Genomic DNA, 19,452 nt, shown 5'->3' on the forward strand with positions numbered 1-19,452 from the left:
ACGGGCCCGGGGCTCACCAGGCAGCGCAGCCTCTGCGACCCCGAAGCGATACCCGGTGAGAATCTCGCGCACGTGGGCTGCACGCTCACGCGCCCGGCACCGCGCAGACTCGGGTACAGCAGCCCATTTCACCGCGGCAGTGTCACCTCCCGTGTCCGCAACGTCGACGACGAGGTCTTCGCTGAGCAGATGCGATCGCTCCGACATCACCTCGCTGAGACTGAACCTCCGGACCGTCTGGGTCCGGAGGTTGCGAGCCAGCACTTCGGGTATCCCGCCCACACCGTGCAGCTCGACAACTTCATACATTTCTTGGTCGGGCTCGACGACTTCGAATACTTCTCCGTCGTACGCGAACCGTGTTCCGATACCTACCCGCACACCAGCATGTTTCATCGATCTATCTCCAATATCATTGAAGTACACAGTGATTCATTTAGATTCACAAAGTAGTCGTGACGCCATAGCAGATGCATCAACGCCGGGCGTATCAATGGCCATTGATACCCATGAACGCTGCGCTCAGCGTCGGCGATCGACGTCCCGGCGAATTGGCCAATACAGGAGCACATCTCACCCAGAACGTCCTGATTGACTAACCACTCACGCCCATAGCCCGACAGGAAGCGCACGTTCGCCAGACGGATCTTCGGTGGCTCGTTCACAACGAGGGTAAGTCCAGTTCAACGATTCAACGATCGACTTCGTCCAGCCAAGCACCAAGACGATTCTCGGGTGAGCCATCCGTTCAGCACGGACGACATCGATCACGACGGGTCCATCGTCGCTGTCGCATAGATAGTCCGGGACATGTCTGCGCATCTGCCCGTCAACCTCGGCGCGCAAGGAGAACGGCTGAGCCATGATGCGATGGACCGTTGGATCGAAATCGGCCAACAGCAGATTCGCCAGCTCCAGGCGCGACTCGTAGATGACATGGTCGCGTTCCGTGGCCGCCCAATATGTGCCCGAGTAATGAGGCTGACCAAAATACCAACGGAACGTGCGCCACGGAACCGCGTCAAACAATGCCGCTAGCGATGCGTCCATCGCAGACACGGAGCGTTCTTCTCCCGCCGCTGGCCGATACGAAACGACCGCGGAATCCGAATCAACTCTGACCGCATCCGCCACTGATTACTCCACGCCGTTAACCGCCGCGTAGACATCGTGACACCGCCGAGACCGCTTTTGTGGAAGATTCGGCGATCTCCGACCAACGACACCGCGAACGGGTTCATGTGCGGAAATTACTGTCACACAGTGCCTCTCATAGCCAGTAGAATTGTGAGCGTTAGCCGGCTAAGGCTCCTTCTAAGAGCCGACGGCGCAACATACGGTGTGGCGTAAGCCACGCTATGGGCAGCGTAAAGGGCGACGGGCCAGCGTCGCAGACTGCCAGCAGGCAATGTGTTTCAACGCTTTTAGCAATTTGGCTACCAGTTTCGCGATCTCCGAACACAATCGCGGGAGCTGCCCTCGCCCCTGCGCGCTGACGACATTTCGGACCCTGGTGAGTCATGTCACGTAGTTTGCACGGCAGCGTTCCGGGATGGGTCCCGGTCGCCCTAGTGCCTTCCGCGGCGCGATTTGGTGTAATCGGCCGGGTGAGGCTGTGGCTGGCACACCTTGTCGCGGGCGACCGATTCCATAAGGTGGCGTGCGTTTTCCGGCGAACGCAAGAGGTAGACCGTTTCCTGCCATGCGTCGTAGTCTCTGCCGACATCAGTACGGCATCACCGACTTTCGACGTGATGCGTACGGGTTCGTAGTCAGCGTTGACCTGCTCGAGGAGCGGGAAGAGGCGCTGCCGCGCTTCGCTTGCGCTGATGGCCACTATTGGCACCTCTCACTCGCGAGTACCCCGTACGTCTAGCGTGCGAGAACTACGTGCGCTTTGCGCCCCATGGTGAGGCCGCCGGCGGGAAGGGCTTAACCGCTTTCGGAACCTGCGACGCCACCTTCCTCGATTGCGGCTACTGCATCGACCGAGTGCTCGGCGGCGGCAGTCGATACAGGTGAGGCGCCCCCGCTGTTGGCTCGCCACGGCGGCCTGGTTCAGGCCGGCCGCGCATGCGGTGGCCTCGGCTCTGTGGAATCACCCGTGAGTCGCGGCGGAGAGCATCGATAAGGTTGCTCCCTCATGGGACCCGCTGGAGTCCTCTCCTCGAACGTCCGCCGAACGATCTGTGTCTTTGAGATCGGCGCCTCTGTGTCAGGTCGACCTGGATGGCGACACCCCACCGACCCCGAAAGGACTTCGAAACAGTCGTGTCGAACATCGTCACGACGCGACTGGTTGGTGTGAACGCCGAAGTCTGACCCGCTGTGATACGAAACCTGCAGTGCCCCGTCGATCTGGCTTAGGCACTGGCATGTCGGTTTTGAAAACTGCAGGGTTGCAACTTGATAGAGGCTGCAATAGTTGGCTCCGACGGCGAGCGCTCGGTCCGGATCTATCAATGTCGGGATCGACTCAGTCTCTCCAAGAATGGGTACGGGTTTCTGCGTCGCCGGGCGGAGCGGTACGTGCCATGTCTCAGCGGGGCGGGGTTGTCGGTCTTTGGTGCGATTATCAACGGCTATGGGGAATCGGCAGGATAAACATGCACGGCGCCAACGGCGCATCACGCAGCGGACAAGGCAATCGGGGAGCAATACAGCTACGCCTTCGGACAGGTCTCCCGTTCAACCCGCGGCGATGGAGCTGCCCGACATGAGTGACCTCCCCCTCGGGACCCAGCGTGTCGTGGAGGCGATGTACGGGATGGCACGGCACACGATCACCGCGACATCTGTGGGCCTGGTGCCGCTGGATCGAGAGCAGCGCCTTGCGCTGCTCTCCGGTATCGACAGCACGGCCGTGCTGGTAGCGCTGGGTGAGATGCAAGCCGAACTCGATGCGGCGATGCTCAGCAGTACGCCGACGTTGCCGGTCGAGGCGATGCGCATCGTGGATTCGCAGTGGTACGAGCCGGTCCGGCAGCACCTCGCAGCCGGGCATCGGCTAGCGCCGCCGCAGACGATGGTCCGGCTCATGCGGGAGATCATCGAAGCTGGCGAGGGGTCCCGGCTCGATATCGAGGACGACGATGCTTTGCTCGAGCTGTTGTTGTCGGTGAACGAGGACCACGACACCCAGAGCGGCTTGGTTGCTCGGTTCAACGCGATGGACATTCACCAGGTCGACGCCGAGATGCGGTCCATGTCAGAAGACAAGCTCATAGCGTTCGCCAACGAGGTAGCGGTGGACGAGGCGGCGTCGATGATGTTCAACGCTTCGTCTCTACCCGAGCAAATGAAGTGCATGATCCATGAGTTTTGGTACCAGCCGTGGGCGGAGAAGGTTGGAGATCAGCTCGGTGCGAGTCCCGCCGACACTTTCTTTGAAGCCACGGGGATCGGCATGGACGAGTTCCTGTGGGCGGGCGATGTGATCACGTCGGTGCTGCGGACCGGGAGCGCACGCTTCGGCCTGGGCACACTCCGCGAGCACGGCGTCAGCGACGAGGTGGTGCAGTACATTCAGCGGACCATGGTCCGCGACCTGGACGAGTTTCGCGCCATGTCGCAGCACGATCGGGGACGCGGCGATGTGCGAGCGCAGCGGTACACGTTCACGCGGTTCCCCTTCCTCGATCTCGGCGACGGCACCGTGCTGGCGCTCCGGGCTCAGTGGGGCATGGACCGGTTCTTCGGGAACGCTCCCGAGTTCGATGTTCAGCAGGGCTTCGTAGGGCAGGAAAAGTCGGAGCGGGCGAAGCAATTCCAGGATGCGGTCAAGCATCAGTTCGAGCAGATCGTCGGTCGCATAGTCGCCCGAATCGCCGCGAACAGTGCGGTGTTCGGCTCTATCGTCGGCGAAGAGGAGATGCAGGCCGCGTGGACAGTGAAGAAAGGACAGCAACCGAAGGCGTGCGACTGGATGCTGCCGACCAACAGAGGGTTCACCTTGCTCATCGACGCGACCCACCGCCCGCTGCGCTCGCCGCTGGCTGAGGGTGTGGCCAGCGGAGTGGACTTCGCCTCCAACCTCGAAGCGTTCCTGACGAGCAAGAAGGCCCATCAGTTCGAGTCCGTGATCGACCACCTGACCGAACGTGGCTGGGACGGAGCATCTTTCACTGATACGACGTTCGCGCCCTTCGTAGTCGTGCCAGATGTCGGACTACCGAGCACGCCGATGTCGATGATGCTCGTCGGGCTTAGTGCTCGCGAGATGATGGCGGCGCACGGGGGCAAGATGCTAACGCCCACTGTCGTCTCGATCGCCGACCTCCTGCTGCTTGAGGGCATGGCAGAGACGCCCGGGTTTGAGGCGGCGAACCTGATCCGGGCCTGGCGGCAGGTGGGGTTCATGCCGCTCCAGCAGTACCTGGAAGCGTGCGGTTTCCCCTACCGACCGTGCCCGCGGCACGTGGTCACAGTGGCCGCGGAGTTGGATGTGCGGATACGACCGGTACAGGCCACCTGAGGAACCAACGGGGGTCGCCGACAATTCCAGAGTTTATGGCGGATCCGCCATTCATCCGCCACGGAAAAATAGAACCTACATTCCTCTAGACAAGTGATCCAAGTCATAGTTATCATGATCGCATACTGTATGCAATCAGGAGGCAGTCATGACTCAGAGCGACGTCGGAGTGGTCGAGGTCCGAGATCTTCATGGCCGCTCGTACCGAGTCGGTGAACGGCCGCACGACATCATGGGCCACTCCCGCAGATGGATGCTCTGGCTGACCTGGGTCGCCATGGCTGGGATCGGCGTCCTTCAGTACGGCTACGGCGTCGCCGTCGCTGCGCTGGATGCCACCAACGGATCGACTGCCGCCGGCGCCTTCTGGGTGCTCGCCCTCTGGGTGGTGTTCCAGGCCGGTGCGGCCGCACCCACCGCCGCGTTGAGCCACCGCATGGCCCTGTCTCCCCCGCGCGCAGTCCTGCTCGGCGCCGTCCTGTGTGCCGCAGGCCCCGTGACCCTCGCGTACACCGACAGCCTCGGGCTCGCGGTGCTCGGTTACTCCGTGCTGTCGGGTACCGGCGCCGGAATCGTGTACGCCACATGCGCCTCCACGGTCGCGAAGTGGTACCCGGAGCAGCGCGGCGTCCGGGTTGGATTCGTCACCGGGGCGTTCGGCTTCGGCGCCGTGCCGTTCATTGCGCTCTTCGCCGCGTTCCTCACACCGGCGAACCGTACGGAGGTCTTCGTCGGAGTCGGTCTGTGCATGCTCATCGGCGTCGGCGCGTGTGGCGCCTTCCTGCGGGATCCGCCGACGGGCTGGTGGCCGCAGGACATCGACCCCAAGGTGTGGGCCGTCGACAAGCGGCTGAACCGCAGCCTTGCCCACAACGTCCGGGCAGTACGACAGTTCCCGCCCGGTGAGGCCGTCAGGACGCCGGCTTTCCTGGTCATGTACCTCATCCTGGTCATCGCCGCCGCGGCCTCCCTGCTGGCCATCGCCTACATTCCGATCGTCGCCATGCACCAAGGCTTTTCGCTGGGGATCGGCGCATTGGCCGTTGGCCTGCTCGCCGTCGTCAACGGCGCGGGCCGCAGCGTCGCAGGCCGGATCTCCGACCGGTTCGGCCGACGCCAGACCTTGAGCGCCGCGCTGCTACTCGAGGGCTGCGCCCAACTGGGGCTCGTCTACTCCGCGTCGATCGGCCAGGCATGGGCGTTCGTCGCCTTCGCGGCCCTGAGCGGGATGGCCGGCGGCGCCTTCTACCCGCTGTTCGCAAGCCTCGTCGCCGACTACTTCGGCGAGCCCAACGCCGTGCGCAACTTCGGACTCGTCTACAGTGCAAAGCTTTTCGGAGGCGTCATCGGAGTCGGCCTGCCCGCGTTGCTGGTGTCATCGCACGGGCTCGCGACTCCATTCGTCGCCGCCGGTCTGCTCAGCCTGCTCGCCGCGGTCATGACGCGGCTCATCCACCGCCCCGGGCTCCCAAAGGTGTGCTTGCCACGGTGACCGAACACCCAACGCCCAAGGAGATTTCGATGTCCACGACTTCCGAACTCGATGAACTTCACCAGCTGATCGGCAACCTACTGCGGTGCGTTGCATCGCTGGAGACGACGTACGGTGACGCCCCAGCCATGCGTCGCATCGTCAATGACGCCGAACGAATCCTCAACGGCATCGACCGCCTCGGCATCGACACCGAAGAGCTGGAGATGGCATGTGGGCTCGTCCTGTCCAAGGGGCGCGCCGCGATGATCCAGATCCCGGACACCGACTACGACCACGGTTTCTGGCGGGACGTCGACCACGAAGGCGTCGGCGGTCAGCGGGCCAGCTGACCCGCCAAGGACCTCACACAGGCGGTCCGGTTTGGCCAGGATGGGATCGTGCGTGCGCGGCCGCCGGCGCACCGAGGCCGTGCAGCACGACGCTGCCGAGCACCACGACGACCACCATCGTCAGCGAGTCCGCTTGCTCGTGGTCGGCCAGGGCGTTGAACGCGAGCAGGCCGAACACGATCGACGTCGTGCCCCGCGGGTCCGAGCCAACCGATGAGAAGCCGGTCGTGCCAGGAGAACGTCGTCCCCAGCAGAGCCACCGCGAGGATCAGTTCGGCGACGCGCTCGGCGAGTGCGTCCGCCAGCCCACGTTCGATGGTGAAGCTGGCCGCCACTCCGGCCAGCACCAAGAAGATCGGGGCGGTTATCCTCCACTGCTCGAGCCGGCGGGCCAGCAGCGACCAGCCGGCGACGACGCCCGAGACCGCAATGAGTGACAACAGCACGACGCGATATTGCCAGTACACGACTGGCTGCGGTCCCCAATCCGGGCCTACGGGACCACCGCGCAACGAGTTACGGCAGCAGCGCTGCCGCGGCTACCACCACGGGGTCCACACGCTCCGTTTCGGCGGCGACCAGTTCGACCAGCCGCCGCTTCATGCGTGGGTCCCAGAACCTCTTGACGTGATCGGCGACCGCCGCTGCCACCTGGTCGGTGGGCAGGTAGCCGAGGTTGACGACGATGTCGTTGACCATCCTCATCTCGGCAGGTTCGTTGTGCGACATGTCAGTCCACCAGTCCCCACGCCAGGACACGATCTGCCTCCGACTCCCCCAGCATCGCGGCAGTCGGGTGGGTGAGCGCGACCTGGACGGCCGTCACCTTGTACTCCGGGCAGTTCGTCGCCCAGTCGGAGTTCTCGGTGGTGAGGACGTTCGTGCCCGAGATCGGGTGATGGAACGTGGTGTACACCACCCCGGTGGGCATCCGGTCGGATAGCTGCGCGTGCAGCGTCGTCTCGCCGACTCGGCTGGCCAGCGTGACCTCGTCGCCGTCGGTGATGCCCCGCACTTCGGCGTCGTGAGGATGAATCTCCAGCAGATCCTCGGGGTGCCAGGCGATGTTGGCCGTGCGGCGGGTCTGCGCTCCGACGTTGTACTGGCTCAAGATTCGGCCCGTGGTGAGGATCAGTGGGTAGCGGCGCGTGCTGCGCTCGTCGGTCGGCACGAACATCGTCGGGACGAACCTGCCCTTGCCCCTGGTGAACGTCTCGGTGTGCATGATGGGGGTGCCGTCAGGAGACCCCTCGTTGCATGGCCATTGGATGCTGCCCACTTCGTCAAGCTTCTTGAAGGACACACCAGTGAATGTCGGTGTGAGCGAGGCGATCTCGTCCATGATCTGGCTCGGATGGTCGTAGCCCATCGGATAGCCCATCGCCGTGGCGATCTGACAGACGATCTCCCACTCGTGCCTCGCGCTCTTGGGCTTCATCACGGCACGGACGCGGTTGATCCGGCGTTCGGCGTTGGTGAACGTGCCGTCCTTCTCGAGGAACGACGCACCGGGCAGGAACACGTGCGCGAACTTCGCGGTCTCGTTGAGGAACAGGTCCTGCACCACCACCAGCTCCATTGCGCTCAGCGCGGCCGAGACGTGGTGGAAGTTCGGGTCGGACTGCGCGATGTCCTCACCGTGCACGAACAGCCCCCGGAACGTGCCCTCGATCGCGGCGTCGAACATGTTCGGGATCCGCAACCCGGGTTCGGGCAAAAGAACTGTTCCCCAGAGGTTTTCGAAGGTCTGGCGCACTGCGTCGTCCGACACGTGCCGGTAACCGGGGAGCTCGTGCGGGAAGGACCCCATGTCACAGGAGCCCTGCACGTTGTTCTGACCGCGCAGCGGGTTCACGCCGACACCCTCGTGGCCGATGTTGCCGCAGGCCATCGCCAGGTTGGCCATGCCCATCACCATCGTCGAGCCCTGGCTGTGTTCGGTGACCCCGAGGCCGTAGTAGATGGCCCCGTTGCCGCCCTGCGCGTACAGCCGGGCAGCTGCGCGCACGTCCTCGGCTTGCACGCCGGTGATCGGCTCGACGGCCTCTGGGCTGTTCTCGGGGCGTGAGATGAACTCCGCCCACTCGTCGAATCCCTCGCACCTGGCGGCCACGAAAGCCTGGTCGACCAGACCCTCGGTCACCACCACGTGGGCCATCGCGTTGACGATCGCCACGTTCGTTCCCGGCTTCAGCTGCAGATGGTAATCGGCCTCGACGTGGGGTGAGCGCACCAGGTCGATGCGACGTGGATCGGCCACGATGAGCTTCGCGCCCTCGCGCAGCCGTTGCTTCATCCTGGACGCGAAGACCGGGTGGCCGTCGGTGGGATTGGCCCCGATCACCATGATGACGTCGGCTTGCGCCACGGACTTGAAGTCCTGCGTGCCCGCCGACTCCCCGAAAGTCTGCTTGAGCCCATATCCCGTCGGCGAGTGGCACACTCGCGCACAGGTATCCACGTTGTTGTTGCCGAAGGCCGCGCGCACCATCTTCTGGACGACGTAGACCTCTTCGTTCGTGCATCGCGACGAGGTGATCGCACCGATCGCTCCCGTGCCGTACCGTGCCTTGATCTCCAGCATCCGGCGGGCGACGGTACCGATCGCCTCGTCCCACTCGACTTCGCGCCACGGGTCGGTGATCTTCTCGCGAACCATCGGGCGCAGCGCCCGGTCCGGATGCGTTGCGTAACCAAAGGCGAAGCGTCCCTTGACACAGGAGTGCCCCTCGTTGGCGCCGCCGTCCTTGAGGGGCACCATGCGGACCACTTCGTCGCCGCGCAACTCCGCCTTGAACGAGCAGCCGACGCCGCAGTACGCACAGGTGGTGACCACCGATCGGGTCGGCACCCCCAGCTCGACGACGGAACGCTCCTGCAGCGTCGAGGTCGGGCACGCCTGCACACATGCGCCGCAGGACACGCATTCCGAGTCCATGAACGACTCACCGGCACCCGGCGACACCTTCGAATCGAAGCCCCTGCCCTCGATGGTCAGCGCGAACGTGCCCTGGACCTCACCGCAGGCCCGCACGCAGCGTGAGCAGGCGATGCACTTGGACGGATCGAAGTCGAAGTAGGGGTTGCTGACGTCTTTCACCGCGTCCAGGTGGTTGGCACCCTCGTAGCCGTACCTGACCTGACGCAGCCCGACGACGCCTGCCATGTCCTGCAGTTCGCAGTCGCCGTTGGCCGGGCAGGTGAGGCAGTCCAGCGGATGGTCGGAGATGTAGAGCTCCATGACGCTCTCGCGGAGCTTGGCGACCTTCGGCGTCTGCGTGTGCACGACCATGCCGTCGGCGACCGGGGTCGTGCAGGAGGCGGGAGTGCCTCGGCGGCCGTCGATCTCCACCAGACAGAGCCGGCAGGAACCGAACGCGTCGAGCGTGTCTGTGGCGCACAGCTTGGGGATGTCGACGCCGGCAAGCCCGGCCGCCCGCATCACCGACGTGCCGTCGGGAACGGAGACGCGTAGCCCGTCCACCTCCACCGAGACCGTCGCCGGACCGTTCTTGGCCGGGGTGCCGTAGTCGGGTTCCTTGAGCAGGCTCATGGTTTACCTTCCGCCTTCGCGTTTGCGTGCCTGGCATAGAAGTCGTCTGGGAAGTGCTGGATGGCACTGCGTACCGGCATTGGCGTGAGGCCGCCCATGGCGCACAGTGATCCCTCGGTCATGACGTCGCAGAGGTCCTCGAGCAGCGCCAGGTTCTCGTCGCGGTGCTCGCCCGCGGTGATCCGGTCGATCACCTCGACGCCGCGCACCGAGCCCACCCGGCACGGCGTGCACTTGCCGCACGATTCGGCAGCGCAGAACTCCATCGCGAACCTGGCCTGGGAGGCCATGTCGACGGTGTCGTCGAACACGACGATGCCACCGTGGCCGACCATCGCACCCGCTGCAATGAAGCCCTCATAGTCCATCGGCAGGTCGAACCGCGACGTCGGCAGGTATGCGCCAAGCGGGCCGCCGACCTGGACGGCACGCACCGGACGTCCCGAAAGCGAACCTCCGCCATAGTCGTTGACCAGTTCGCCAAGCGTCACCCCGAAGGCCTTCTCGACGACGCCGCCGCGCCGGATGTTGCCGGCGAGCTGGAAGACCTGGGTGCCACGGGATCGCTCGACGCCGAGCTGCTGATAGGCCTGTGCACCGTCGGCGAGGATCGTCGGCACGCTGGTCAGGGTCAGCACGTTGTTCACCACCGTCGGCTTGCCGAACAGGCCGTTGATGGCCGGGATCGGCGGCTTCGCCCTGACCTCGCCGCGCTTGCCCTCCAGGCTTTGCAGCATGGAGGTCTCCTCGCCGCAGATGTAGGCGCCGCCGCCGACCCGCACGTGCAGCTCGAAGTTCAGCGACGAGCCGAGCACGCCCTCCCCCAGCCAGCCTTGCGCCCTTGCGATTTCGATCGCCGATCGCATGGTGGCCACCGCGTCGGGGTACTCGGACCGGATGTAGACGTAGCCCTCGGTGGCGCCGACGGCATGGGCCGCGATCGTCATGCCCTCGATGAGCAGGAACGGGTCGCCTTCCATCACCATCCGGTCGGCGAACGTCCCGCTGTCTCCTTCATCGGCGTTGCAGCAGACGAACTTCAGCTCGTCGGTGCATCCGAGCACCGTCTTCCACTTGATTCCGGCGGGGAAGCCCGCGCCGCCGCGTCCGCGCAAGCCGGAGTCGGTGACCTCGGCGACCACGTCCTCCGGTGACATCGCCAATGCCCGGCGCAGCCCGGCGAGGCCGCCGTGGTTCACGTAGTCGTTGGGAGACAACGGATCGGTGACGCCCACCCGCGCGAAGGTGACCCGATCCTGCGTCGCCATCCAGGGCAGCTCCTCGACCACGCCCACCCGCGACGGGTGTTCGGCAGCATTGAACAGGCCGGCCTCGACGAGGTCATCGACCTGACCGGGGGTGACCGGGCCGTAGCCGATCCGTCCGTCCGGTGTCGTCACCTCGATCAACGGTTCGAGCCACAACATTCCTCGGGACCCGTTGCGTACCAGCCGGATCGGCTGCCCAACGCGATCGGCGGCGCGTTGCAGGGCGTACGCCACCTCGTCCGCGCCGACTGACTTCGCCGCGGAATCGCGTGACACGTAGACGGTGACCGGTGCGTTCATCGTGAGATCGCCGTGTCGAGAATCGCCGACAATCGGTCCTCGTCCACCCGGCCGAGCAGCCGATCGTTGACCTGCACGGCCGGACCAAGAGCGCAGTTGCCAAGGCAGAAGACCTGTTCCACGGTCACCGAATCGTCGTAACGGGTGTCCCCCATCGACAGGCCGTACGTGTCCTTCAGGTGATCCACCAGTCGGCCGGCGCCGACGGACTGGCACGCCTCGGCGCGGCAGACGCGGACGACGGTGCGGCCTGCGGGCTTGGAACGGAAGTCGTGGTAGAAGGTCACCACACCGTGGACGTCGGCGCGGGACAGGTTGAGCTCGTCGGCCAGGACCGGAATCGCTTCGGGCGGAACCCAACCCAGGGCCTCCTGAACTGCGTGCAGGATGGGCAGCAGGGCGCCGCGGTGTGCGCGATGGTCGGCTGCGATCCCTCGGACCACGGATTCGACGGTCGTGCTCGTTTCCCCCGTCGTGGTGGGACTCATGGCATTCCTCCTGGGGTCAACGGACGGGAGAATGGGGCGAAGCCGGCCCCGGGAAGGTGTCCTGGGGCCGGCTTCCACCATTTAGACGACGATCTTCTTCTTGTGGAACTCCTCGATCGTGTCCGCGTCGTAGCCGAGTTGGGTTAGGACCTCGTCGGTGTGCTCACCGAGCAGCGGTGCGCCCTTGATCTCGGGCTTGAACGACGAGAACTTGATCGGGCTGCCGACGGTCAGGAAGGTTCCGCGGCCCTTCTGATCGACCTCGACGATGCTGCCACTCTTGCGCAGAGACTGATCTGCGGCCAGATCCTTCATGGACATGACCGGTGCGCAGGGCACCTCCCAGACGCGCAGGATGTCGACTGCCTCCCACTTCGTCTTGTCGGCAAGCCACTTCTCGATCTCACCGAAGATGTCGAAGATCTTGTCTTGGCGAGCACGCGCGGTGCTGTACGCCGGATCCTCGACCCACTCGGGGTGGCCGATGGCCTCCGCCGTGCGCTTCCAGTTCTGCTCCTGGATGGTGAAGTAGATGTAGGCGTTGGGGTCGGTCTCCCAGCCCTTGCACTTGACCACCCAGCCCGGCTGGCCGCCGCCGCCGGCGTTGCCGCCGCGCGGAACGGCTTCGCCGAACTCGCCATTCGGGTACTGCGGGTACTCCTCGAGGTAGCCGATCGCGTCCAGACGCTGCTGGTCGCGGAGCTTGACGCGGCAGAGGTTGAGCACGGCGTCCTGCATAGACGCGGACACTCTCTGGCCCTTGCCGGTCTTGTCGCGCTGGATGATCGCGGTCAGGATCCCGATCAGCAGGTGCATGCCCGTGTTGCTGTCACCGAGGGCCGCCCCGCTGACGGTCGGCGGGCCGTCCCAGAATCCGGTCGTGGACGCTGCGCCGCCTGCGCACTGGGCCACGTTCTCGTAGACCTTGAGGTCGTTCCACGTCGAGTCGTCGTTGAAGCCCTTGACCGAGCCGAAGATCAGCCGCGGGTTCCACTCCTGGAGCGTCTCCCACGACAGCCCCATCCGGTCCATGGCACCGGGCGCGAAGTTCTCCACCAGCACGTCGGCCTCGCGAACCAACTTCTCCATCACCTCGACACCCTCGGGCGACTTCGTGTCGATCGCCAGCGAACGCTTGTTGCTGTTGAGCATGGTGAAGTAGAGGGCGTCCACGTCGGGGATGTCGCGCAACTGGTTTCGCGTGACGTCACCCCCCTTCGGGCGCTCGACCTTCAGGACGTCGGCTCCGAACCAGGCGAGCATCTGAGTGCACGCCGGGCCCGCCTGGACACCGGTGAAGTCGATCACCTTGATCCCGGAGAGCGGCAGTTCAGTCATGTGACGTTTCCTTTCCTCTGTTTGTGACTCTGTGCGTTTGTCGTTTGGAGTGGATGTTTCGGCCGTACTCACTGCTTGACGGTGATGCCCTTGGGGTTGAGGTGCGCGATGTTGCCGCTCTCGGTGCCGTCCGACGGGTCGATTACGCAGTCGATGAGTGCGGGCCTGCCCGATGCCAGGGCCTCACGAAGCGCGGCGGCGACCTCCTCGGGCGTGGTGGCCTGATATCCCTTGCCGCCGAAGGCCTTGATCATGTATTCGTGGCGGGCCCGCAACGCGGTCGGCGCCGGGTCACTGGAGGTGGAGGGGTCGTCACCGCGGTATACGCCGCCGTTGTTGAGGATGACGGTGACGATTGGCAGGTCATAGCGGCAGATCGCCTCCAGTTCCATTCCGCTGAACCCGAAGGCGCTGTCACCCTCGATCGCGACGACGGGTTCGCCGGTCTCGACGGCGGCGGCGATGGCGTAGCCCATGCCGATGCCCATCACGCCCCAGGTCCCGCTGTCCAACCGATGGCGCGGTACCTGCATGGGAATCGTGTTGCGCGCCAAGTCAAGCGCGTTCGCGCCCTCGTTGACCACATAGGCCTGGGGGTTGTCATGCAGGACGTCGCGGATCGCCTGCAGCGCGCCGAGGAACTTCATCGGGTGCGCGGTCAGCGCCGCCTGGAGGCGGACCTCCATCTTGGCGACGTTCTGCGCCGACTTGGCCGCGAGCTCCTCGCGCCATTCGGTCTGGACCGTGATCTGACCTGGCTTGGCCCGTTCGAGGAGGGATTCCATCACCGAACCGATGTCGCCGACGAGCGGGGCGGCGATGGGCTGGTTGCTGTCCATCTCGGCTGCGGCGATGTCCACCTGGATGAACTTGGCGTCGGGGTTCCACTGCGGTGCATCGCCATGGCCGAGGAGCCAGTTCAGGCGCGCACCGACGAGCATCACGACGTCGGCCTTCTTCAGCGCAAGGGATCGGGCGGTGGCCGCCGACTGCGGGTGGTCGTCGGGCAGCAGGCCCTTGGCCATGGACATCGGCACGTACGGTGCGCCGGTGGTCTCGACGAACTCGCGGATCTGCTCGTCGGACTGGGAGTAGGCGGCGCCCTTGCCGAGCACGATCAACGGTCGTTTGGCGTTGGCGAGCAGGTCGATTGCGGAGTCGACCGCTTCGATTTCGGGCAGCTGGCGCGGGGCGGGGTTGACGAGCCGCCACAGTGTCGACTTGGCCTCTTCGGCATCGATGACCTCGCCGAGCACGGCGGCCGGGATGTCGAGGTAGACCCCTCCTGGGCGGCCGGATACCGCGGTGCGGATCGCCCGCGCGATACCGCGGCCGATGTCCTCGGCCCGCGATACTCGATAAGCGGCCTTGGCGAACATCTTGGCCGCAGGCAGCTGGTCCATCTCCTCGTAGTCGCCCCGCTGAAGGTCGACGAGATGCCGTTCGCTGGATCCGGAGATCTGGACCATCGGGAAGCAGTTCGTGGTGGCATTGGCCAGCGCGACAAGCCCGTTGAGGAAGCCAGGAGCGGACACGGTCAGGCAGATGCCCGGCTTCTGTGTGAGGAACCCGGCAGCGGCGGCCGCGTGGCCGGCATCGCTCTCGTGCCGGAAGCCGATGTAGCGGATGCCCGAAGCCTGCGCGAGCCGGGCGAGATCCGTGATCGGGATGCCGACCACCCCGTAGATGGTCTCTACGCCGTTGAGCTTCAGCGCATCGACGACCAGGTGGATCCCATCGGTGAGAGCAGCTGGCTCGTCGGTACTCCCGGCCTCCGTGTCTCGCATGGGAGCGACGGTCATGATGTGGACCCTTCCTGGACGATGATGATTTGCCTTACGTATGACGACTTTTCACGTTGCGGACAGGCGCGTCCAAGACCTGTCGTCAACCGGCCGATAAACGCCAGTTATCACGTGGTGCGCCGTCATCCCGCGTCGTTGGATGGACATTTAGGGCCTGCTCAGGTCAGCGGCGAAGTCTCGCCGCTCCAGGTCGAAGGCCTCGTCGAGCCGCGCGCCTGCGGCGACGTTCAGGAACGCTCTTGCCGCAACCGAGCCGGAGCCGGCGTGGATCGCCATGGAGATCTGCGCCGTCGTCTCGGGCTCGACGAGGCGGACCGCTCTCGCCGCCCCGGTCAGCGGGATCGAGCGCAACCAGGTGTGGGGCACCACGCTCGCCCATGCACCGGTGGCGACGTGGGCGTAGAGCGACGCGACCGAATCCGTCTCGATCTGAGGTAGCGCGGCTGCGCCGTTCTCCGCGAACGCCTTGTCGATGAACTGGCGAAATCTCATGTGCGGCATCAGCAATGCGAGTGGTAGCTGGGCCGCTTCGTTCCACGTGATGGTGCGCGCACCGGGAAGGATCTGGTCACCGGAGACGAGCAGCACGTACCGCTCGCGGTACAGCGGCACGACCTCCAGTCCCGACTGGTCGTCGGGGCCGAAGTGGGCGATGGCGGCGTCCAGCTCGAAGTCGCGCAGTTGGCGGAGCAACTCCGTTGACGACAGCCGTGAGCAGATGGTCACCTTCGCCAAGGGGTGCAGCGCGCAGAACGCGGCGACGGGTAGCGCCGTCGTCGTCGATACCGTCGGCCCCGTACCGAGACGCAACGTCCCGGAGATGCCTGCCCGCATGGCAGCCGCCTCGGCCTTGAGACCGTCGTGCTCGGCGAGCAGCCGCTTGGCCCATACGACGAGGCGTTCGCCCTCCAGCGTCAGACCTTCGAAGTTCTGCCCGCGATAGATCAGCGTGACGTTCAGTTCGCGCTCCAGCTTGGCGATCGCCGTCGACAGCGCGGGCTGCGAGACGTAACACGCCTCCGCGGCGCGGGCGAAGTGTCGTTCCCTTGCGACGGCCACGAAGTACTCCAGCTGACGTAGCAGCATGAGCACTCCTCCTTACCGTCACATCGCGTCAAACCTGTGTGTATGCAGTATGCGTTATCCTGTACGCTAGCGCAATCTTCGCAGGACAATCAACTGGATGAAGGAGCAGCGACGTGGCTGACAGCACCGGCACCATGAGCGAGGCGTGGCTGGCCCACGCGGTCGTGACCGAATCGGCCGAGGCCATCGTCGTGAGCGATCCGGACGGGATCATTCGTCTGTGGAACGGCGGGGCGACGCGCATGTTCGGGTATTCCGCCGATGAAGCGGTGGGGCGCGACCTCGACTTGATCATCCCGGAGAAGCTGCGGGCGCGGCATTCCAAGGGGTACGAGCAGACGATGGCAACCGGGTACACCCGCTACGGGGACTCGTTGTTGGCCGTGCCCGCATTGCACCGTGACGGGCATCGGCTGTCGATCGAGTTCAGCGTGGCCCTGCTGCGGGGTGAGGCCGGCGACATCGTCGGGATCTCGGCGATCATGCGCGAGGTGACCGAGCGCCGCAACGCCGAGCGCGAGTTGCGTACCAAGATCGCCGAGCTCGAAGCCCGCGTCGGGTCGGCGTGACCGACCCGATCGCCTGGCAACGTCATTCGATGCGCAGTACGCGCACCGAGTCGGTGTAGCCGGCCACGCCGCTCCGGCTTCCGGACACCACGACGACCACGTCGCCGGGATGGCAGGTCCCCATGGCCACCAGCGCCTCGCTGACCTCGGTCGCCATGGTCTCGGCCTTGGCGGCGGGTGCCACCACGGCGGACTCGATGCCCCAGGAGTAGGCCAACCGCGCGCGCACGGACTCGTCGTGCACGAAGGCCAACAGCGGCAACGGGGATCGCTGCTGAGCCAGGCGCAGCGCGGTGTTGCCCGTCCGCGTGAAGCAGCACAGCGCCGCGGCGCCGAGTCGCCTGCCGACTTCGCACGCCGCGGCCGCGATCGCGTCACCGAAGACGGCATCCTGGCCGTCTTCGCAGGTAGTCCAGTCCGACGTGTCGCCGAGGCTCGCCCCGCCCTCGGCGGCCTCGACGATGCGCGCCATCGTGGCCACGGTGTGCGCCGGATACTCCCCGACGCTGGTCTCGGCGGACAGCATCACGGCGTCCGCGCCGTCGAAGACCGCGTTGGCCACGTCGGAGACCTCGGCCCTGGTGGGACGCAGATCGGTGATCATCGAGTCGAGCATCTGGGTCGCCACGATGACGGGCTTCGCCGCTTGACGGCACAAGCGGATGGCGCGCTTCTGCACCAGTGGTATCTGCTCGAGCGGCATCTCCACACCGAGGTCACCGCGCGCGACCATCAGACCGTCGAAGGCCTCGACGATTGCAGGCAGGTCCGAAACCGCTTCGGGCTTCTCCAGTTTCGCGATGACGGGCACCCGCCGCCCGACCTCGTCCATGATCGCGTGTGCGAGCTTCACTTCCTCGGGGGCCCGAACGAAGGACATGGCGACCATGTCCACACCCAGCTCGAGTGCGAACTTGAGATCCTCGATGTCCTTCTCGGACAGGGGCGGAACGCTCACGTCGATCCCTGGCAGGGATATGCCCTTGTGGTCGCTGACCGGGCCGCCGTGCACGACCTCGCACCTGATGTCGTCGCCGTTGACGTCGAGCACCCGCAGGTCGACCTTGCCGTCGTCGATCAGTAGCCGATCGCCGGTCCGGACGTCCTTCGACAGCCCGCCGTAGGTCGTGGAGACCCGGTCGTGGTCACCTGGACAATCCGCGGTGGTGATCACGATCTGCTCACCGTCCGCCCAGACCACCGGTCCGGCGGCGAAGCCGCCCAGCCTGATCTTCGGGCCCTGGAGGTCCGCGAGCACGCCGACCGCGCGACCGCTCTCCGCGGCGATCTGGCGGACCATGCCGTACACCGCCGAATGGTCGGCGCGGGTGCCGTGGCTGAAGTTGAAGCGCGCCACGTCCATTCCGGCGTCGATGAGTTCGGCGAGGCGTGGCGCGGTGCTGGTGGCGGGTCCGAGCGTGCAGACGATCTTGGCGCGACGGTTCACTGTGTTCTCCTTAGGTCGTCAGAGCCGGTTGGGTTTCCGCTTCGCGGATGCGAGCGAAATGCGACGCTCCTGGCTCGCACGTGCGCGCGAGGAGGTCGGTGGCGGCGTGGATGGTGCGAAGCGTTGGAGCGGCTGCGCCGGTGAGATCTGCCATCTCCACGACCGCAGCCACGATGGCGTCGAGTTCCAGCTGCTTGCCCGCCTCGAGGTCTTGCAGCATGGAGGTCTTGTGGTGGCCGACGTTCTCGGCTCCGCGCAGCCGCTTCTCGATGGAGATGTCCGGGGTACAGCCGACCTTGGCGGCGATGTCGAGCGTCTCCTCCATCAGCTGAATCACCAGTTGCCGGGTGAGCGGATGCTGACAAATCTCGACCATCGTCGCTCTGGTGAGTGCGCTGAGCGGGTTGAACGCGACGTTGCCCATGAGCTTGATCCAGATGTCACTGCGTAGATCGGCCTCGACCGGCGCCTTCAATCCCCCGGCGATCATGGCTTCGCTCAACGCCTTACAGCGATCGGAGATCTCCCCCGACGGCTCGCCGATGGAGAAGCGGGTGCCCTCCAGGTGTCGAATCACACCTGGGGCTTCGATGGTCGTGGCCGGATACACCACACAACCGATCGCCCGCTCCGGTGCCAACACGGCGCTGGTGGCGCCGCCGGGATCGACGGCTTCGATCCGACGCCCACGGTACGGCCCTGGCAGTTCGTGGAAGTACCACCACGGAATTCCGTTCTGCGCGGCCAACACTGCGGTGTTCGGGCCGAGTAGCGGTTCCACGAGGGGGCCGCACGACGGATAGCTGTGCGCCTTCAGGCCGAGAAAGACGTAGTCGACGGGTCCGATCTCGGTTGGGTCATCCGTGGCATTCGGATACGCCACGAAGTCACCGCGGTCACTGAGGACCCGCACACCGTTCTCTCGCATCGCGTGCAGGTGTGCGTTCCTGGCGATGAGGTGCACGTCGGCACCACCGCGCTGCAACGCGGCGCCCCAGTAGGCGCCAATCGCCCCGGCTCCAACAACTGCAATCTTCACGGCAACCTCCCTTTGATCGCATACTGTATGCAACTATTCCGTCTGCTGTCTAGGTCCAGCGGACGATTGCGCGCGCCTACTGCTCCCCGAGCGTCGATCCTGCGGACAGGGCACGGGAGTGCGGGTGGCGCCCGCCTTGGCCGCAGAATGGTCCGCCGCCAACGTAATTCGCGGCGCTACCGCAGCGCCCGACCGACGGTAACGCAAGCCTCCCCTCTTCCGCCTCCCCCAAATGGGGGTTGCATACAATATGCGATCTAC

Annotated in this window: 16 protein-coding genes and 1 pseudogene; 5 read left to right on the forward strand and 12 right to left on the reverse strand. The window is 65.3% G+C overall.

Features of this window, described 5'->3' with window-relative positions; translation table 11 throughout:
* Positions 1 to 603: 603 nt before the first annotated feature.
* Both HNP02_RS30910 and HNP02_RS30915 read right to left on the reverse strand, forming a co-directional pair.
* Complete coding sequence (locus HNP02_RS30910) at positions 604 to 1,134, reverse strand: TnsA-like heteromeric transposase endonuclease subunit (protein ID WP_309241750.1); 531 nt, start codon at positions 1,132 to 1,134, stop codon at positions 604 to 606.
* A gap of 434 nt (positions 1,135 to 1,568) precedes the next feature.
* Positions 1,569 to 1,837: pseudogene (locus HNP02_RS30915) on the reverse strand (type II toxin-antitoxin system Phd/YefM family antitoxin).
* A gap of 879 nt (positions 1,838 to 2,716) precedes the next feature.
* On the opposite strand from HNP02_RS30915, the gene HNP02_RS30920 reads away from it, so the two are divergent.
* The 3 genes from HNP02_RS30920 to HNP02_RS30930 all read left to right on the forward strand — a co-directional run bounded on the left by HNP02_RS30920 (position 2,717) and on the right by HNP02_RS30930 (position 6,298).
* A complete protein-coding gene (locus tag HNP02_RS30920) occupies positions 2,717 to 4,474 on the forward strand; it encodes a hypothetical protein (RefSeq protein WP_184444461.1) in 1,758 nt (585 codons plus the stop codon).
* A gap of 148 nt (positions 4,475 to 4,622) precedes the next feature.
* Positions 4,623 to 5,966 carry an OFA family MFS transporter gene (locus HNP02_RS30925; RefSeq protein ID WP_184444462.1) on the forward strand — a complete coding sequence of 448 codons (1,344 nt, stop codon included), beginning with the start codon at positions 4,623 to 4,625 and terminating at the stop codon, positions 5,964 to 5,966.
* Between the two features lie 29 nt (positions 5,967 to 5,995).
* Positions 5,996 to 6,298 carry a hypothetical protein gene (locus HNP02_RS30930; RefSeq protein WP_184444463.1) on the forward strand — a complete coding sequence of 101 codons (303 nt, stop codon included), beginning with the start codon at positions 5,996 to 5,998 and terminating at the stop codon, positions 6,296 to 6,298.
* Positions 6,299 to 6,311: 13 nt separating this feature from the next.
* On the opposite strand, the gene HNP02_RS30935 is transcribed toward HNP02_RS30930, so the two are convergent.
* Positions 6,312 to 6,476 (reverse strand): hypothetical protein, encoded by a 165-nt coding sequence (locus HNP02_RS30935; protein ID WP_184444464.1) that lies wholly within the window; start codon positions 6,474 to 6,476, stop codon positions 6,312 to 6,314.
* A 10-nt stretch (positions 6,477 to 6,486) separates the two neighbouring features.
* Here HNP02_RS30935 and HNP02_RS30940 point away from each other — a divergent pair, with 10 nt between their 5' ends.
* Positions 6,487 to 6,735: a hypothetical protein gene (locus HNP02_RS30940; protein WP_184444465.1), complete on the forward strand. Its 249-nt coding sequence runs from the start codon at positions 6,487 to 6,489 to the stop codon at positions 6,733 to 6,735.
* A gap of 79 nt (positions 6,736 to 6,814) precedes the next feature.
* Here HNP02_RS30940 and HNP02_RS30945 read toward each other — a convergent pair whose 3' ends face one another.
* The 7 genes from HNP02_RS30945 to HNP02_RS30975 form a co-directional block, all read right to left on the reverse strand.
* Positions 6,815 to 7,027: a formate dehydrogenase subunit delta gene (locus tag HNP02_RS30945; protein ID WP_221318256.1), complete on the reverse strand. Its 213-nt coding sequence runs from the start codon at positions 7,025 to 7,027 to the stop codon at positions 6,815 to 6,817.
* A 1-nt stretch (position 7,028) separates the two neighbouring features.
* Positions 7,029 to 9,851, reverse strand: coding sequence for a formate dehydrogenase subunit alpha (gene fdhF / locus HNP02_RS30950; protein ID WP_184444466.1), 2,823 nt, complete (start codon positions 9,849 to 9,851; stop codon positions 7,029 to 7,031).
* Positions 9,848 to 11,419, reverse strand: a complete 1,572-nt coding sequence (locus HNP02_RS30955) for an NADH-quinone oxidoreductase subunit NuoF (RefSeq protein ID WP_184444467.1) — start codon at positions 11,417 to 11,419, stop codon at positions 9,848 to 9,850. Before HNP02_RS30955 ends, fdhF begins: the two co-directional genes overlap by 4 nt.
* Positions 11,416 to 11,907, reverse strand: coding sequence for a formate dehydrogenase subunit gamma (locus HNP02_RS30960; protein WP_184444468.1), 492 nt, complete (start codon positions 11,905 to 11,907; stop codon positions 11,416 to 11,418). Before HNP02_RS30960 ends, HNP02_RS30955 begins: the two co-directional genes overlap by 4 nt.
* Positions 11,908 to 11,988: 81 nt before the next feature.
* Entirely contained in the window at positions 11,989 to 13,245 is a 1,257-nt protein-coding gene (gene frc / locus HNP02_RS30965) for a formyl-CoA transferase (RefSeq protein ID WP_184444469.1), read from the reverse strand.
* 68 nt (positions 13,246 to 13,313) lie between these two features.
* Complete coding sequence (gene oxc / locus HNP02_RS30970) at positions 13,314 to 15,047, reverse strand: oxalyl-CoA decarboxylase (protein WP_184444470.1); 1,734 nt, start codon at positions 15,045 to 15,047, stop codon at positions 13,314 to 13,316.
* A 150-nt stretch (positions 15,048 to 15,197) separates the two neighbouring features.
* Entirely contained in the window at positions 15,198 to 16,136 is a 939-nt protein-coding gene (locus tag HNP02_RS30975) for a LysR family transcriptional regulator (RefSeq protein WP_184444471.1), read from the reverse strand.
* A gap of 113 nt (positions 16,137 to 16,249) precedes the next feature.
* Between HNP02_RS30975 and HNP02_RS30980 the strand changes: the two genes are divergently transcribed.
* Positions 16,250 to 16,705 (forward strand): PAS domain S-box protein, encoded by a 456-nt coding sequence (locus HNP02_RS30980; protein WP_309241751.1) that lies wholly within the window; start codon positions 16,250 to 16,252, stop codon positions 16,703 to 16,705.
* A 22-nt stretch (positions 16,706 to 16,727) separates the two neighbouring features.
* Here HNP02_RS30980 and pyk read toward each other — a convergent pair whose 3' ends face one another.
* Together pyk and HNP02_RS30990 are read right to left on the reverse strand one after the other, a co-directional pair.
* Positions 16,728 to 18,152, reverse strand: a complete 1,425-nt coding sequence (gene pyk / locus HNP02_RS30985; protein WP_184444472.1) for a pyruvate kinase — start codon at positions 18,150 to 18,152, stop codon at positions 16,728 to 16,730.
* A gap of 10 nt (positions 18,153 to 18,162) precedes the next feature.
* Positions 18,163 to 19,191, reverse strand: coding sequence for a 2-dehydropantoate 2-reductase (locus HNP02_RS30990; RefSeq protein WP_184444473.1), 1,029 nt, complete (start codon positions 19,189 to 19,191; stop codon positions 18,163 to 18,165).
* Between the last annotated feature and the right edge of the window lie 261 nt (positions 19,192 to 19,452).

Source organism: Mycobacterium sp. AZCC_0083 (assembly GCF_014202335.1).
GTDB lineage: Bacteria > Actinomycetota > Actinomycetes > Mycobacteriales > Mycobacteriaceae > Mycobacterium.